This window comes from Sphingomonas pollutisoli (assembly GCF_029167165.1).
GTDB classification, from domain to species: Bacteria; Pseudomonadota; Alphaproteobacteria; order Sphingomonadales; family Sphingomonadaceae; genus Sphingomonas; species Sphingomonas pollutisoli.
This window is the reverse complement of the sequence record NZ_JARFNJ010000008.1, coordinates 132848-148862: the sequence shown is the minus strand read 5'-3', so window position 1 is coordinate 148862 and position 16015 is coordinate 132848. Positions and strand designations below refer to the sequence as shown.

Annotated in this window: 16 protein-coding genes and 1 pseudogene; 11 read left to right on the top strand and 6 right to left on the bottom strand. The window is 63.5% G+C overall.

The features are described 5' to 3' along the window. Window positions 1-163: 163 nt before the first annotated feature. The 4 genes from PX554_RS18240 (at window position 164) to PX554_RS18225 (ending at window position 3744) form a co-directional block, all read left to right on the top strand. Window positions 164-1186: a nitrilase-related carbon-nitrogen hydrolase gene (locus PX554_RS18240; protein WP_275503938.1), complete on the top strand. Its 1023-nt coding sequence runs from the start codon at window positions 164-166 to the stop codon at window positions 1184-1186. A gap of 111 nt (window positions 1187-1297) precedes the next feature. After that, the gene (locus tag PX554_RS18235; RefSeq protein WP_100239856.1) at window positions 1298-2074 is read left to right on the top strand and encodes an alpha/beta fold hydrolase; all 777 of its coding nucleotides are present in this window, start codon (window positions 1298-1300) and stop codon (window positions 2072-2074) included. 30 nt (window positions 2075-2104) lie between these two features. Then, window positions 2105-2452, top strand: a complete 348-nt coding sequence (locus PX554_RS18230; RefSeq protein ID WP_275503937.1) for a RidA family protein — start codon at window positions 2105-2107, stop codon at window positions 2450-2452. A gap of 119 nt (window positions 2453-2571) precedes the next feature. After that, window positions 2572-3744: a benzoate/H(+) symporter BenE family transporter gene (locus tag PX554_RS18225; protein WP_100239654.1), complete on the top strand. Its 1173-nt coding sequence runs from the start codon at window positions 2572-2574 to the stop codon at window positions 3742-3744. 163 nt (window positions 3745-3907) lie between these two features. On the opposite strand, the gene PX554_RS18220 is transcribed toward PX554_RS18225, so the two are convergent. From PX554_RS18220 to PX554_RS18210, 3 genes are all read right to left on the bottom strand, one after another. Further along, a complete protein-coding gene (locus tag PX554_RS18220; RefSeq protein WP_275503972.1) occupies window positions 3908-4234 on the bottom strand; it encodes an HU family DNA-binding protein in 327 nt (108 codons plus the stop codon). A 46-nt stretch (window positions 4235-4280) separates the two neighbouring features. Continuing rightward, window positions 4281-4457, bottom strand: a complete 177-nt coding sequence (locus PX554_RS18215) for a hypothetical protein (protein ID WP_197707538.1) — start codon at window positions 4455-4457, stop codon at window positions 4281-4283. A 550-nt stretch (window positions 4458-5007) separates the two neighbouring features. Further along, window positions 5008-5469, bottom strand: a complete 462-nt coding sequence (locus PX554_RS18210) for an SRPBCC domain-containing protein (RefSeq protein WP_100239657.1) — start codon at window positions 5467-5469, stop codon at window positions 5008-5010. A gap of 151 nt (window positions 5470-5620) precedes the next feature. Here PX554_RS18210 and PX554_RS18205 point away from each other — a divergent pair, with 151 nt between their 5' ends. The 5 genes and pseudogenes from PX554_RS18205 to PX554_RS26685 form a co-directional block, all read left to right on the top strand. Further along, entirely contained in the window at window positions 5621-6949 is a 1329-nt protein-coding gene (locus PX554_RS18205) for an FAD-dependent oxidoreductase (protein ID WP_100239658.1), read from the top strand. Between the two features lie 2 nt (window positions 6950-6951). Beyond that, window positions 6952-7251 carry a hypothetical protein gene (locus PX554_RS18200; protein ID WP_100239659.1) on the top strand — a complete coding sequence of 100 codons (300 nt, stop codon included), beginning with the start codon at window positions 6952-6954 and terminating at the stop codon, window positions 7249-7251. Window positions 7252-7307: 56 nt separating this feature from the next. After that, window positions 7308-7796: an MSMEG_0572/Sll0783 family nitrogen starvation response protein gene (locus tag PX554_RS18195; protein ID WP_100239660.1), complete on the top strand. Its 489-nt coding sequence runs from the start codon at window positions 7308-7310 to the stop codon at window positions 7794-7796. A 162-nt stretch (window positions 7797-7958) separates the two neighbouring features. Then, complete coding sequence (locus tag PX554_RS18190) at window positions 7959-9350, top strand: YlbE family protein (RefSeq protein ID WP_275503936.1); 1392 nt, start codon at window positions 7959-7961, stop codon at window positions 9348-9350. Between the two features lie 345 nt (window positions 9351-9695). Next, window positions 9696-10115 (top strand): annotated as a pseudogene (locus tag PX554_RS26685) (oxamate carbamoyltransferase subunit AllH family protein); the annotation flags it as partial. Between the two features lie 90 nt (window positions 10116-10205). On the opposite strand, the gene PX554_RS18185 reads toward PX554_RS26685, so the two are convergent. Beyond that, window positions 10206-11435: an MSMEG_0565 family glycosyltransferase gene (locus PX554_RS18185; protein WP_275503935.1), complete on the bottom strand. Its 1230-nt coding sequence runs from the start codon at window positions 11433-11435 to the stop codon at window positions 10206-10208. Between the two features lie 13 nt (window positions 11436-11448). Next, on the bottom strand, window positions 11449-12978 hold the full coding sequence (locus PX554_RS18180; RefSeq protein WP_275503934.1) for a hypothetical protein: 1530 nt from the start codon (window positions 12976-12978) through the stop codon (window positions 11449-11451). Window positions 12979-13216: 238 nt separating this feature from the next. On the opposite strand from PX554_RS18180, the gene PX554_RS18175 reads away from it, so the two are divergent. Together PX554_RS18175 and PX554_RS18170 are read left to right on the top strand one after the other, a co-directional pair. Beyond that, window positions 13217-13840, top strand: a complete 624-nt coding sequence (locus PX554_RS18175) for a hypothetical protein (protein ID WP_275503933.1) — start codon at window positions 13217-13219, stop codon at window positions 13838-13840. A gap of 147 nt (window positions 13841-13987) precedes the next feature. Beyond that, window positions 13988-14647: a cupin domain-containing protein gene (locus PX554_RS18170; RefSeq protein WP_275503932.1), complete on the top strand. Its 660-nt coding sequence runs from the start codon at window positions 13988-13990 to the stop codon at window positions 14645-14647. A gap of 59 nt (window positions 14648-14706) precedes the next feature. Here PX554_RS18170 and PX554_RS18165 read toward each other — a convergent pair whose 3' ends face one another. After that, window positions 14707-16008, bottom strand: coding sequence for an argininosuccinate lyase (locus PX554_RS18165; RefSeq protein ID WP_275503971.1), 1302 nt, complete (start codon window positions 16006-16008; stop codon window positions 14707-14709). Window positions 16009-16015: the final 7 nt, after the last annotated feature.

Sequence of the window (16015 nt, the reverse complement as noted above, 5' to 3'; positions counted from 1 at the left end):
TCCAACACGAACCCGAGGTCATCGGTGTGGATCGTGCGGCTGAAGCTGCCCCGAGTGGAAAAATCGGAGCAATCTCCTCGCGCCGACACTCGCTGGTCCGATTGCCCGAAGGTTTGCGCGATCGGTCGATCTCGCATGCTCCGTTCGTAAGGAAAGGCCACCAATGACAGATTCCCGTACCGTCCGCGCTGCGGCCGTTCAGATCGCTCCGGCGCTGGATACACTGGCGAACACCGTCGATCGCGTACTCGCCGCGGCCTCGGAAGCGGCCTCGAAGGGGGCGGAGCTCGTCGTCTTCCCCGAGACGTTCCTCCCTTGGTATCCCTATTTCTCGATCGTGCACGGTCCGGCGCTAATCGGTGACGAGCACCTCCGCCTTTACAAGAATGGCGTCGTTGCGCCTGGCCCGGTCACGGAGGCACTGTCCGCTGCCGCGCGGCAGCACCACATTGTCATCTCGATCGGCATCAACGAGCGCGATCACGGCACGCTTTACAACAGCCTGCTGATTTTCGACGCCGACGGCACGCTTCGCCTCAAGCATCGCAAGCTCTCACCGGCTTATCACGAGCGCATGATCTGGGGCGTGGGCGACGGCTCGACGTTGAAGGTGATCGACACTGCGGTCGGCCGCGTGGGCGGTCTTATCTGCTGGGAGCATTACAATCCCCTCGCTCGCTACGCGCTGATGGCGCAGCATGAGGACATCCACGTCTCGATGTTCCCCGGTGCGCTGTTCGGCCCGACCTTTGCGGACCAGACCGAGGTGCAGATCCGGAACCATGCTCTCGAGAGTGGCTGCTTCGTCGTCAACGCGACAGGGTGGCTCACCGAGGAGCAGATTGCGGAGATTTCGGGCGAGCACGGCGCGGCGGGCATGATCCGTGGCGGCAGCATCACCGCGATCATCGATCCGGAAGGCCGACATGTCGTGCCGCCGCTGACCTCCGGCGAGGGTATCCTGATCGCCGACCTCAACATGGACCTGAACCTCGGCCGCAAGCGTCTGATGGACTCGGTCGGCCACTTCTCCCGCCCCGAACTGCTGCGCCTGCTGATGACGAACCCGGCGACATCCCCCGCCGTGACCGCCCAGGACCTGACACCGGAGCAGGTGTCCAAGGCGCTCAAGCTGGTGGGTGCCGATGGCGCCGGCACCGCCCTCGCCGCTCAGACGGAAGCCTGATCCCGAGGGTTCGCGCGCACCATGCCGCCCCCCTGGCATGGTGCGCGCGACTTGTCGTTGCTGCCCGCATAGCTTCGTGCAACGATCGCGCACAATGGGACCGCTGTGACCATGATCGAAAGCTTCTCACACCAGGGATATACGCTGTCCTACACGATCGAAGGCACGGGCCCGATCCTGCTCTTTCTCCACGGCCTGGGCGGCAATGGCGAGAACTGGGTGCTGCAGCGAAAGGCGTTTGCCCCTTCGCATCGTGTCGTCGCGCTGGATCTTCCTGGCCACGGTCGTTCGGGCGGCCGCGACGTCTCGTTCATCCGCTATTGGGAAGCGATCGAGGCGCTTTGCGATCATCTCAACGCCGAGCGGATCGCGATATGCGGCCTGTCCAAGGGGGCCAGGGCCGGGATGATGTTCGCGGCGCGATTTCCCGATCGCGTCGAGCGTATCGCGGTCGTCAACGCCTTCGTTCATCTCACGCCCGCCGACAGGCAGGCCCGGCTTGCGCTCTACGATCTGCTCGTCCAGCCTAGTGGAGAGCGCGCCTGGGCCGAAACTCTCCTCGCCGCCATGGGCGTGAACGAGCACCGGGCGATCGTGCGAGGATTCCTGAAATCGCTCGACAGCATCGACCCGAAACATATCCGCGCACGGTTCCAGGAACTGATCGACTTCGACCAGCGCCCCGAGCTGGCCGACATCCGATGCCCGGTGCTGCTCGTGCGCGGCGAGCAGGACGGCTTCGTACCGCCCTATTGCGTGGAGGAGTTGCACCAGCTTCTCGACAATTCCTCGATTGCGCGGCTGCCGCACTGCGGCCACCTCCCCTATCTTGAGGATCCGGCCGCGTTCAACGCGCTGCTCGCGCGCTTCCTCGACGCCACCGCATAGTCGACATCTCATTCAAAACGAGAAGATTCAATGGACATCCAGCGCCTGAAGCCCGGTCGACGCATGAGCCATGCCGTCATCCACAATGGCACCGTCTATCTGGCCGGCCAGATAGGCGCTCCGGGAGAGGATATTGCGGCCCAGGTACGGGCTATCCTTGCGACGATTGACGATCTGCTTGCGCAAGCGGGCACGGATCGCTCGCGGCTGCTTCAAGCAACGATATGGCTCGCCAATATCACCGATTATGACGTGATGAACCGGATATGGGAGGACTGGATCGGCGACTCCCCTGCCCCGGCGCGCGCGACTGCGCAGGCGCAACTCGCCCGAGCTGACTGGAAGGTTGAGATCATCGTCACTGCAGCCCTTCGTTGAAGGAGCCTCACATGACGCTTGGGTGCGCTTTCATGGCCGTCGGACCGTCCGCTCGCGCAGCATCACGGTTCTTGTCAACGCAGGTGACGAACCGGCACGGGCAGGGTTAGGGGGGCCGGATGCTTCGTTCGCTGCCCCCATTGCACGCATGGTCTTCCGCTCTCATCGCCGCACTAATTGGCTTCGGTGGTACCGTGGCGTTGGTCGTGCAAGCGATGCGGACGTTGGGGGCATCCGTTGAACAGACCGGTTCGGCCGTCACGGCGCTCTGTCTTGGGATCGCGATTGCCGGCGCGGCGCTTTCCACGAAATTGCGGATGCCGATCGTACTGGCTTGGTCGACACCGGGGGCGGCGCTTTTGGCTGCGACGACGCCTGGGCAGACTTGGCCGGTCGCGATCGGTGCATTCCTGGTCAGCGGCTTGCTGATGGTCTGTCTCGGTGCCGTACCAGCCCTTGGCAGGCTGGCGGAACGCATTCCTGCATCGGTTGCATCGGCCATGCTGGGCGGTGTCTTGCTCCCATTCTGCCTCGGGCTGTTCAAGATTGGAGGAAGCGATCCGCTTCTGGTCACGATCATTGTCGCCGTCTACCTTGCAGCGCGCCAGCGGGTTCCGCTCTACGCATTGCTGCTCGTCCTCGCCGCGGGCGCCCTCTTGACCGCTTTGCGGGGTGACATCGCGCACCTACCTACGGGAGCAGCATTTGGTGTGCTTTTCCCTGTCGCACCCCAATTCGATGCGCGCGCGATCATCAGCCTCGGTGTTCCATTGTTCCTAGTCACCCTCGTCTCGCAAAATCTGCCGGGGCTGGTAGTGCTGCGAACGGCTGATTTCCGCCCAAAGCCTGGCCTATTGTTGGCGGGAACCGGCCTTGCATCCCTTGCGGCGGCGCCGTTCGGCGCACACTCGGTCAATCTCGCGGCGCTCACAGCGGCGATCTGCACTAGCGAGGAAGCCCATCCTGATCGGACTCGGCGGTGGATCGTCGGCATTATGTATGCCGGCTTTTACCTGCTTCTAGCGCTGTTCGCCCCGTTGCTTGTGCGGTTCTTCCTGGCGTTGCCGCACAACGTGATTGCAGCTTTGACGGGGATCGCCTTGATCCCGGCCTTGGTCGGCGCGCTCGAGACGGCGCTTGCGGCAAGGGAGGATCGCGACGCGGCCATTGTGACATTCCTCGCCACGGGGTCGGGCTTGGCGCTTTTCGGCCTTGGCGCAGCCTTTTGGGGATTGGTGACAGGCTTTGCGGCCTTGGCAGCCAAAACGATATTGCGAACGAAGGCGTCGTAGCGATCTCGTCCCCGGTGGCCGGGCCATCGCCGAGGAGGCGAATGGAGCCTTCCTCTCCGCGTCGCCGGGCGGGTCGGCGAGGAGTGCCACGAGCTGATCGAGAAACCCAGCGCACCATCGATATGTTGCGGGGCGCCGGTGCGCGGCGCCCCGTTCCGATCGATCAGGGGTTCAGGCGATCCTTGACGGCCTTGGCCGGCGCGAATGTCAGCTTCTTCGACGCGGCGATCTGGATCGACTCGCCCGTCGAAGGATTGCGGCCCTCGCGTGCCGACGATTCCTTCAGCTTGAACTTGCCGAAGCCGTTCAACGAAATCTCCTGGCCAGCGGCCGCTGCAGTTACGATCGCGGAGAATACCTCGTCGACGATCTTGCGCGCGTCGGCTTTGGACAGGTCTCGTCCGGAAGCAATTTGCTCGGCGAGTTCGGTGTTGTTCATAGATACTCCTGTTTGACTGGGGCTTCTCGCATAGACTGCCTCGGAGGACATCGCACTCGCCATGTCGCTCGCGTCCCGGCAGATGGAGAAGGCGCCATCATAGGGCGTGTTCAGCCACTTGTGACCATCCGCCGTCAAGCTTTCCGCCCACTCGACGCCATCGCACAGCTCCCGCGAGGACGAAGCGCGCGCCCAACCGCACGAGATTGTCGAGACCGAAAATCAGAATGCGAAGGGCCTTGATGACGGCCACATGGGCGGTCTTCGGCAGCATGCCCCTCACCACCGGCGCGCCTTATGCGCCGTGGCGGTCCCAATTCCAGCCTGCGCGCGCGAGTAGCGCCCGACGCGCCGCCGCGAGACAGGCAATAGTGCAGGCCGTGGCGCTGGTGCCGAAGCCCACCCCGGCGGACCGGGGAAGGTCCAGTGCCTCTAATATCCAGCGCGCCGCCTGGATTTCGATTGCGTCGGCAACCGGCGACGTGTCGAGGGTAGACGCGCACTTCTCCCAGGCGAACACCAAGCGCACAGCCGCCGCGGCGGCAGGAAGAACACCGCCAATCACATAGCTAAAATAGTTCGGCCCTGTGGTCGCCGCAGTTGCGGGAGAACCGATTTCGTCCAGCAGCCGCAGTGTCTCGACATCGGTTCTCCAGTGTTTCGGAGATCTTCCTGAAAAGCGACAAGCGCTTCCAGCGCTTCTGGATCCGGCCAAGCACGGCGGCTGCCGATGGTTGCAGCATAGGTCCGCGCCCGTTCGTCCGCCTCTCTCAGCAGGTCGATCTCCGGCAGATCCGCGAGCTGCAGGCCATTTCTCTGGCCTTTCATTCGAGCAGGTTCGCAAGGTTCTTGAGCGTCGACTCCATGCCCTTGAGGTGATCTTCCTGAGCGATGCCCTCCGGCACATTCTCTGCAAGGAAGGTCACCTTGGTTCCGCCCGTCACCGGCCGCATCGTGGTTGTGAGAGTCATCGTCCCAGAAAATGCGGGATAATCGGTCTCGAACGTGATCGCCTCGACAATTCGCTCCTCGGGATAAATTTCCAGGAAACGCGCGTGAACAACGTCGCGCCCGACTGCCGTTTTGCCGGGGCGGCTGCTCGGATCCTCATAAGCCAGCGTCATCCGGTACCCACCCCCTGGACGTGGATCGAATGCATGAAGCTCGGCCGACATCCCCGTGGGTGGCCGCCAGTTCACCAGAACCTCAGGATCGAAGAAGGCCCGAAATATCGCGCGCTGGGTCGCGAGAATGATTCGAGAGGTGGTGTGCGTCGCGGAGCTCATGGTCGATGCGCTCCTAACCTGTGTGGCGGCGCTCGCCAACGACAACTCGATCCCGCTGCATTCCCCTTGACGGGGTTTGGCCTCGTATCTACTTTAGGAAAAAAGCATTCCCTATACGATACGGTGACAAATCCGAGGCGAGGATCGCATTATGAAAATTGTGGTGATTGGTGGTGGTGCTGCTGGTTTAGGCGCTGCGGGTGCAGCGTTAGGTGTCGATCCTTCTGCCGAGATGGTTGTCTACACCCAGTTCGAAGACGTTGCCTATAGTCCCTGCGGTATTCCCTTCGTCCATGGCAAGGAAATCGAGTCCTTCGATCGGCTGTTCCTCGCAACCAAGCAGCAGTATCAGGAACAGGGTATCGACGTTCACTACGAGACGACGGTCGATAGCATCGACACCAAGCGTCATGTGATCAAGGTCGCGGGAGAAGGCGAAGTTCGATACGACAAGCTGGTTCTCGCCACCGGCTGGAATTACCGGGATCCCAACCTCCCCGGCGGCGATCTCAAAGGCATCTACCGGGTCAAGAACATCCAGCGTGCCAAGGAATGGGACTCGTTCCTCGACACGGTCAAGTCGGCCGTTGTCGTAGAGTGCGGCCTGATCGCGGTCGAAATGGTGACCGCTCTGGTCCACCGCGGCATCAAGGTCACGGTTGTCGATCCGGGCCCCTGGCCGATGGCCGAAGTGGTTGATCCCGACATCATCGATCCCGTCCGCGCAGGCTGGGCGGAAGCAGGCGTGACCACGCTCTGGGGTGAGCAGGTCACCGCGTTCGGTGGTGATGGCACCCTTTCCTATGTAGAGACTACTGCCGGTCGAATCGAAGCGCAGCTCGCTGTCATCGGCACACGCAAGGTGCCCAATAGCGATCTCGCGCGCGCCGCCGGGATCGAACTTGGCGGCACCGGCGGCATCGTAGTCGATGCGCGGATGCGGACTTCGGCACCGGATGTTTTCGCGGCGGGCGATTGCACGGAAATCCCGCACGGCGTTTCGAACGTGTCGCTGCAAGGCCTGTCCGGGAGCCACGCTTATGCGCAAGGGAAGACCGCCGGCATCAACGCCGCGGGCGGCACCCGCGAGTATCAATCGGTCTATGTGCCCTGGGCAATGCTCGCCGGCGAATGGATGATCGGCGGCGTGTCGTTCGGCGAGACCACCGCCAGCGCCGTCGGGATGGACTATGTCAGTGGCGTGGCAAAGGGCATCACCCGCGCGCGCTACTATCCGGGCGTGAAGCCCATCACGGTGAAGTTGCTGGCGGATCCGGCGACGCGCTGCCTGATCGGCGCGCAGATGGTCGGCGGGGAAGGCGTGAAGGAGCGAGCCGACTTCCTTGCGGTCGCTATCCGAGCCGGCATCTCGGTCGACGATCTCGCCACGATGGAGAATGTGTATTCGCCCGCCATCGGCGCGCTCAACGAGCCGATCCAGATGGCAGCTCTGGCCGTCCAGCAGAATTTCCGGAGGTAAGCATGTCATTCACGGAGTGGCTGCGCACCAATTCGCAGCAATATCTCCTGGCAGATGCGCAGCAGCGTATCGGCCGGAAGAACGGCGTCACCGTCTACGGCAAGCCGCGCACGCTGAAGGACCGGTTCTGGCGCTATATTTTCGTGCCGACGTACAAGATGCTGCCGAACGGGCTGCGCCAGTATCTTATCCACGCGATGCCGGGGAGCCATCGCCGGCCCTGGCCCAAGCAGAGCCCCCGTCCCCGGCCTCCCCATCCGTTCGTGCGGATCGACGGGCAGGACCGATCGCCCAGGAAATAAGCCACTGAACTGCCACTTTCGGGCGACGCCCGGATGATTTTCGTAAGGAGAGAACTATGCCGAAGACAGTGACAATTCCCGCTCCCAAGGAAGGCGATATCCTCTTCAATGTGGAGGAAAAGGTTTTTCCGGATCTCAAGGCCAACGAAGGCGACAAGGCCTTGATCCTCATGCACACCGTCCCGTTCGAGGGGTCGGTGGGCTTCGTGAACATGCTGACGGCCACGCGCCTGCGCCGCAAGGGTTTCGAGCTGTCATTCGTGCTCTACGGTCCGGGCGTCCTGATGGCAGCGGCGACGCGGGGCTATCCAGCGGTCGGCACCGAGGCCTTCCCCGGCAATCTCCAGTATAATCGTCAGCTCAAGACGCTGATGGACGAAGGCGCGAAGGTCTATGCCTGCCGCTTCGCCATGGGCGCCCTGTACGGCATGCGCGAAGACGACCTGATCCCGGGCGTCATTCCGATCAATCCACTCGACGTGCTCGATATCAACATCCAGGCTTGGCGGGACCGCGCCCTGATCTTCTCGACCTGGACGGTCTGAGCTCAATCCACGCCACTCCCGAAGCAGCAAGCCTGGACAGGCTTGCTGCTTTTTCTTTGTCACGGGTGCGTTATCCTCCGCGGAAGATTTCGCGTTTTCATATCGGTTTCCTCCCCCAGTGCATAAGACGCCCGAACGATGAAACGACCCGACCAAGACCCAGTGCCCCGCCTGCCCGGCGAGGTTCGCGTTATCAATGTCGGGCTGCCGATCTTCGCGGACGCGCTGCGCGATCAAGGCGCCCCGGTCGTGGATGTCGACTGGCGCATTCCTGCCGGTGGCGACGGCGGATTGGTTTCCGCGCTCGGGCGGCTGCTCGGTCCCAAGGCGACCCGGATCGACGCGGCGAACGCCCGGGTACTCGGTCATCTGAACGCCAGCCCGATCATAAGGACCGTCGAGCGCGCGGGCGCGGTCATCGAAGGACTCGGTGAGCGGACTCTCCTGCATTGCGGTCCCGCGATCACCTGGGACGACATGATCGATCCGCTGCGCCGGTCGGCGACCGCTGCGATCGTCGCCGAAGGCTGGGCCAACAATGTCGCGACGGCCGCAGAACTCGCCCAAGCCGGTGAAGTCATGTTCAAGCCCGCCAACGATCACCAGACCGTGGTCCCGATGGCCACCGTGATCGGCCCCTCTGCGCCGGTCTACGTCGTGGAAAACGCGCACGGCGGCACCACCGCTTTCTCCAGCGTCAACCAGGGCGCGGGCGAAGCCCCCTGGTTCGGCGTCAACAACGAAGCAGGCATCGACCGACTGAAGCTGGTGCGCGACGTGATCGGGCCTGTGCTGGCGGAAGCGCTGAAGCGCCGTGGCGGGATCGATATCCTCGACCTCGCCGCACAGGGGGTCGCGATGGCCGACGACGTCCATATGCGCATCCAGGCGACGACCAACCTCGTGCTGCGGGACTTGCTGCCCGCACTTGTTCGATCGAGCCATCCGTTGACCGCCGTCGCCGCTGATTTCCTAGCCGGCAACCCGCTCACGACGCTGAACATGGCAATGGCGGCGGCAAAGGCGCTGGCGGACGCGGCGGCAAGGGTCGACGGCACCAGTATCGTGACGACCATGGCGCGCAACGGCTCTTCCTTCGGGATTCGGCTGGGCAATCGTCCCTGGATCGTGACTGACGCCCCGCCGGTCAGAAGCGCATTGTTCAGACCCGGATTCGGTCCCGAATGCGCTGCTCCCGACATCGGAGACAGCGCGGTTCTCGAACTCATCGGACTTGGCGCCGCGGTCGCGGGGAACACGCCGGCGGCAGCCACCTTCCTTGGCGGTGCAAACGACGCGCTCGCCCTCACCCAAGCCATGGAGACCATCAGCGTAGGTGAAAGCGACCGATTTCGGATGCCCTATCTGTCGAACAAGGGTGCTCCCTTGGGTCTCGACGTCCGCCGGATCGCCGAGCTCTCGGTCACACCCGGGATCAGCACCGGTATCGTGCATGCGACAGACGGTTTGGGGCAGATCGGCGCTGGGATCGCCCGCGCGCCGCTCGCCTGTTTCGTGCAGGCGGCACTCGAGCTCGACGAAAGGATCGCCTAAGTGACAAGATCGGCGCGCGCGGTCTATCAGGGCGAGGCGATCGCGGAATTGTGCAGCGAGGCTGCCCGCAGCGGACCATTGCCGGGCAAAGTCGTGGGAAACTTCGCCGGCGGTTTTTACGTGCGGATCGACGATAGCATCTTCGCGGTCGTCGGGCCGAGGATCTGGCCAGGCCCGATCCATCTCGTCCTCGATAGCAATCCACCGCCGGTTGTTAACGGCGCGGCCGTCTATCTGGATCCCCGGCGCCTCACCTTTTCGGAAGGGACGATCGATATCGCGTCGGCAAGCGTCTATGTGCCGCGTACGCCTCCGGCACGCGAACTCGGCATCGCAGCCCCGTGGATGACATTCTGGGCTGCTGCAGAGCAGCGTCCCAATGATCTTGGCGCAACCTGGCATGATGTACAGGCCGCGACTGAAAATGGAGATTTAGAAGGCGCCGCCGCGGTTCTTGAGGGACGCGGTACCGGGCTCACGCCGTCGGGCGACGACGCGCTTGCGGGCCTCTTGCTGTTCTACCATTGGACAGGATGGCGCCCGGCACGGCTCACAGCGATCGCGACAAGGGCCCGGACGACGGATCTCAGCCGCAATTTCCTGCGATGGGCCGCGCGCGGACAGAGCATCGCACCGGTGCATATGCTCTTTTCTGATAGCGGAGATGCCCTCTGCCCCTCGGCCCCGCAGCGCCGCGGAGAATTCGAGCAAGCAGCACATATCGTGCGCGGCATAGGCCATTGTTCTGGTGCCGCGCTCCTGGCTGGGCTCGGGCTGGCCGCCGCAGCCTGGAAAAGCGACGGCAGCAGACGATTCCTGAGAGCGTCGTCGCTCCGGCCTGCGGACGGGTGGTCCTTAGGCGGAGAGCCCGACCCGTTCGGCGGCGTTCATTGCGCTCCATATGCGGTCATATTGCGCGATGTGCTGGCGGGCGGTCCGATCCCATCCATAGTTGGCGACGAGCGCCGTGCCTTCGGCCGCGAGCCGCCGGCGCGTGTTGGGTTCGTCCATCAGCCGTGCCATGCCGAGGGCGAGCGACCCGCTGTCGCCGGCTCGGGTGAGGATCGCGTTCTGGCCATCGTCCAGAAACTCACGAAAGACGTCGATGTCGGACGCGACCACGGGGAGGCCGGCACTCGCCGCCTCCATGATGACCAGTCCCCACCCCTCATTGATCGAAGGGAACACGAAGCCGTCGGCGACCGCCAGCCACTCGACCAGCTCGGCCTGGGCAACCGTCCGCAGCAGGACGACATCGCGTCCCAGCTCAAGGCCGAGCCCAGGCAAGGAGGCCAGCACCTCTTCGCTATAGGCCGAATAGTCCTGGAAACTATGGCCACCGATGATGGCGAGCACCGGCGAGATGGCACGCCGGGACTTGAGCCGTGAGAGCGCCTCGGCAAGGAAACGGCTGCCCTTGCGCGGCTCGATGCCGCCGATCGTGAGATAAAGGAAACGATCCTCCGCGCCGACCCTGCGGCGCAGCTCCTTGCGGCGGGTGTCATCAAGGCTGCACCGGAAGTTCTCGGGCCAGACCCCGTTCGTGACGATGTCGGCCTCCACGCCATAATCTGCGTGCAGGCGCTCTTGCCAGACCTTGCTTACCACCAGGACATCGTCCGGCTCGAGGATCGCCTGGCGTTGGCATTCGATGAGTGCGTCGGTGGTGAAGTCGTCGACATGGTGTACTGTGCGCACCAGCCGAAAGGCAGCGCCCGCGTCACGGATCCTGGCAGCCGCGCGCGCCGAGATGCAGTCCTGGCTGTGCACGATGTCGAAACGCTCGCGCAGCGGCTCAAGGCCCTTGGTCAACGTGTCGATCCAGCTGAAGACGCGCGCCTCCAGCGTGTCCTTGACCTCGGGCGGCCGAATATACTCGACCGGAACCGTGACCTCGCGAAACAGCGAGCCTCGCTCACCCATCGCTATCACCGTCACATCGACCCCCTGCGCCTGCAGCGCCTCGGCCAACTCCAGCGTGTGCACGACGCCGCCGCGCGGTTTGGTGGAATAGGTGGTGAGCGCAACACGCGGGCTGTGCGCGGCGGGAGAAGAAGGCTGAGACGACATCAGGTGTTGGTCCATTCGGATATCAGGATCAGGAGGTTCGAGGTTCGGTCTCGATAGCGATCGAAGGCTTGCGCAGCGCGATCGCGACCGCGGCGTGGGCCGCGCGCGCTGTGGTTAGGGCAAGAATGCAGCCGGCACGTTCGAGTTGGTCGCGCTGCTTTTGGAGATCCTGCGGGTCCGCCGGCGTGCCGATGACGCAGGCGAGCACAACCGCACCGGATTCGACGACCTTGGTGACCGCAGGTGCCAGCACGCTGGCGGGATCAGGGTGCGAACCTTCGCCAATCACGAGGTCTAGCAGGACGACCGCGACACTGAGATCCGCACCTTGTTCGAGCAAGAGCGCCGATCGGGCCGCGGCGTCGATCATCGGGTGAGGCTTGCCGCGCGTATGATCCTCGTCGCCCATATCGAGCAGGAGATGCACAGGACGTGTGGCCGGATCGAGCCGCGAGGACGCGACCCGCTCGATCGGTGCGAGATAACGGCCGACGATCGCCGCTGCCTCTTCGCAAAGGGTTCCGCCGCTGAACAGGCCTACGACACGCGTCCGCTCCGGCGATAGATGGGCCACTGCCGCCTCGACCCGTTCCATTAGATGCGCGTCGACCGTCGTCGGCGGTGGGTATCCGAGCAAGCCCGCAACCGCGAATGCGCCCTGCTCAAGAGTGGAATAGACGTCTTCGTGGCTCATCAGGCGCTCGTCACTCGTACCGAGCAGAACCGCGACGGTCGGCTTGCGCGCGCGAACGAGTAGTCCGGCGGCCACTGCCGCATCGGCCTGCTTGGATATGAGGATGATGGCGCGCGTTGCCTCGTCTCCCTCGAACGCCTCCAGCGCCATATGCGCGGAAAGGCCGCCAATGTCGGCCGTGAGGTCATGCGCACCAACTCCGATCGCGTGCGATGTCCCGATCCCCATGTGGTCGAGGAGGCACATGACCGCCTGGGCACCGGTGCCCGAGGCGGCGATGATGCCGACCGGGCCGGGTTGAACGCGATTGGCAAAACCGAACCCGATGCCGTCGATCCAGGATGTACCGGCACCCGGCCCCATGACGAACAAGCCGAGCATCCGCCCGCGTTGTTTGAGCGCGAGCTCATCGGCCAGTTCTACGCCGTCGCTGAACAGCATCACATGGAGCCCCTCGGACAGCGCCTTCTGAGCCTCCAGTGCGGCATAAGGTCCGGGCACTGAGATCATAGCGATATTGGCTGCTCGATCGACGCGCAGCGCTGCCCGCAAATCTGCTGGCGGTAGTTCCTGGACACCCGTTGGCTGAGGTTCGGAGGCGAACAGGCTGGCTTCGGCACGCGCCAATGCTCGTTGCGCTGAAGCCCCATCCTCCGCCCGAACGGCGAGCACGAGATCGTTGGCCTGCGTATCCAGATCGGCTTCCGCGAAACCCTCGGCGTGCAGTTGCTGAAGATTGGCTGGAGTGGCCATGAATGCCCCTGCCCACTCAACGCCGCTCGCTTCTAGCATCGCCCGCGTTGCGGCCATCTGCCGGACACTGTCCTTGTAGGCGCCGCGGTGCACGGTGAGGAGAAGCCTCAAGGCTGACGCCTTCTCGGATGTCGGACAGAGTTAGGGCTGATGTTCACGGCAACGAAGCGCTCGCCTTTCCTACCACCGGGCCTCTTGCCGCATCGACGCTTCTCTACCAGCGCTGCGCGCCCGAAGCCCTCGGGTGCGTATCTTATAGTGATTTCATTTTTCCTATGCGATATTACGACGCCATGTCAAACGTGGTTGCGGTCGTATGAATCGGCCAAGCCTCCGGGAATTCTGATCCATGCACGGCACGTCGTCGACCATAACTAGGCCCTTTCAGGACGAATGGGCGGATTGCGAACGGGAACTGCACGCCACCGCCATGCCGGATGTGCAGCGCTACGAAAGTGATCTGAGAGCCCTCCGCGCAGAGGCGGACCGTTTGCAGGATCTGAGAACGCTCGATCAGTTGATCGACGCCTGGCCGAGCGCGTCAGAGACAGGTTCCGATCGGCGCCTGAAGCTTGTGCGCGGCGCGGCCTTCGCGCTCCGCGCCCGGGATATCCAAGCGGCCGTGGATGCGCGTCTGGTCGAAGAGCGCATCGCGAGCGCCCGCGCAGCGGGCGAAACATGGGTGGTACTTCAGGAGACCGGGGATCCGAACCCCGAGGCGGCCGCGCCGTTCAGCACGGCGGCCATGCATCTCGCAAGCGGCCTGGCGACACTTTCGATGGCGCAACATGCCACCATGACCAATAATCTTGTCTATTCCCTCACCATCATTCGCCTGGAGAACAAATCCGGCGTGATGATCGACGCGACGCCGGGGCTCGAGGATTGGCTGGAAACAAGGGATCGCGCCGCGCTCGACGGGGCGATCGACGGTTGGCGTCGACGGATCGAGACGGGAGATGTCCAAGTTTGAAGACGGGGCATGGGCGGCTCCCGCTGCCCGTCCGGATGCGGGAACGATTGTCGCGCCTGATGTTTCGCGGCACCGCCTCTTGCCTCACCGCGTTGCATGACGCAGGTCTGCAATTTCACCGACTATTGATTTGCCCTGGAGAGAATATTGGCGACACGCGCAAAGAAGGAAGGTGACGCAAAGCCGCGAGCCGCTGCCCCGAAAAAGGCTCCGACTCCGACAGGCAATGATGAAGTCGACGTCATTGTCAGCAAGGTTGGCAAGAAGATCGAAGCGCTGCGGCGCAAGAAAAGACTGTCACTCCAGAACCTCGCAGATATCAGCGACGTGTCGCCGGGCGCGATCCATAAGATCGAGCGCAGCGGCATGGTCCCCACGATCACGACGCTGCTGAAGCTCGCCACGGCGCTCGGCGTCACCGTCGGCTATTTCGTGGAAGAAGACGAGAATGCTTCGGCTCCCTTCCAATTCACCCCTGCCGGTCATCGGCAGCCGGTCTACACCCCGCATGAAGGACTGAGCCTCGGTAGCATCTCGGGATCCTACCGCCAGTTCGTGACTGCCGCGGCGGTCGCAACTATGCCTCCTGGCGCATCGAGCGGGGACCAAGTTCTGAACCACACCGGAGAAGAGCTGATCTTTGTGCTGTCCGGAGAGGTCGTGTTTCGGATGGACGCGGAGGATTACGTCCTCACGCCTGGTGACGCGCTGCATTTTCAGGGCGGAGTTCCACATCACTGGGAGAACCGAGGAACAGAACCGGCACAGGTGATCTGGTATGTTTTCCGCAACCGCGAGGGAGCCTGAACGGAACCATCAGGCGGAGGCGGGTTGCAATTGTGCCACCAGCCTCCGACTTTCGTCCCCTAGAGGTTGGCCATAGCTTCGACACGCTGGAGCAATTGCTGTTCCACGAGCTCGAAACGGGCAAGATTCTCGCTAGCTTGCCGACCAAGGTCAGATGCTGTCTGGGCGAAGCGCGCCGCCATGTCGGCTACGACCGCCGGTGCCGCACCTCCCTGGGCCGATCGGCTGGAAACGATCTGGCGAGGATCCAACGCGGAAGCGAGCTTGTCGGCGTCGAGCGAAAGATCGAGACCCGCCACCTGCTGTCCGGCCTGCCGGATTGCCTCGACATCGATATCGATCCCGCGCTGGCCGGCTGCGCTTGCCGCACGAACCGCGTGGCCGACGATCTTGTATGCGCTGCGGTAATCGATCCCGCATTCGACCATGACATATTCGGCGAGGTCGGTCGCCTGGCTGAAGCCGGCTTCGAGCGACTTCCACAGCCGATCCTCGTTGACCGTCAAGGTTTCGACGACGCCGCGGCTGAGGTTGCTGATCTTGACCGCATAGTCCAACGCACGCGGGAGCTCGCCATAGGCAAAGATCAGATTGTCGCTGCGGGCCGAAGGGGTTTTCACGACCGCCAGGAACCCCGAGAGCCGGCCGATAAGCATTCCGCTTCCGCCGCGGATGATGGTGAGAGCGTAAGGATTGCGCTTCTGCGGCATCAGCACCGACGAACGGGTATAGGGACCGGCCAGGTCCACATAGTTGAATTCCTGGCTCGACCAGATCTCGAGATCCTCGGCGAGCTTCGACTGATTCGAGAGCAGGCTGACGCCGGTCGACAGGATATCGATGAACGTGTCGACCTGCCACATCGCGTCGCGGGTGTGCTCGATCACGCCGTCGAAACCGAGCAACGATGCAAGATAGCCGCGGTCCGCGAGCAAGTGGCTGCCATTGACACAGCCAGCGCCGCCTGGACTGCGGTTGACTGCCTGGAGGGCGGATAGCAGCCGATCGCTGTCGCGCAGCGCCGGCGGGACGAATCCTAGCAGATAGTGCCCGAAAGTCGAAGGCTGGGCTTGCTGGAGATAGGTCTGGTCCGCCATGAAACTTTCACGATGGCGGTTCGCGACAGTGCAGGCGGCCTCGGCGAAGGAGGCGCCAGATTTCAGCAGCTCGGCCGTCAGCCGGCGCAGCACGATGCGGAAAGCGACACGCGCCGCCTCGCGTCGAGGCCGGCCAGCGTGGAGCCATCCTGCGCAATCGCCGATCCGCTCGGCGAAGAAGCGCTCGCGAGAATTATAGGCCTCGCCATAATGCGGATCATAGGGGAAGTCGCTTGCGTCCTTGCGGTGGGCCTCCAGCAGCACGGACAGG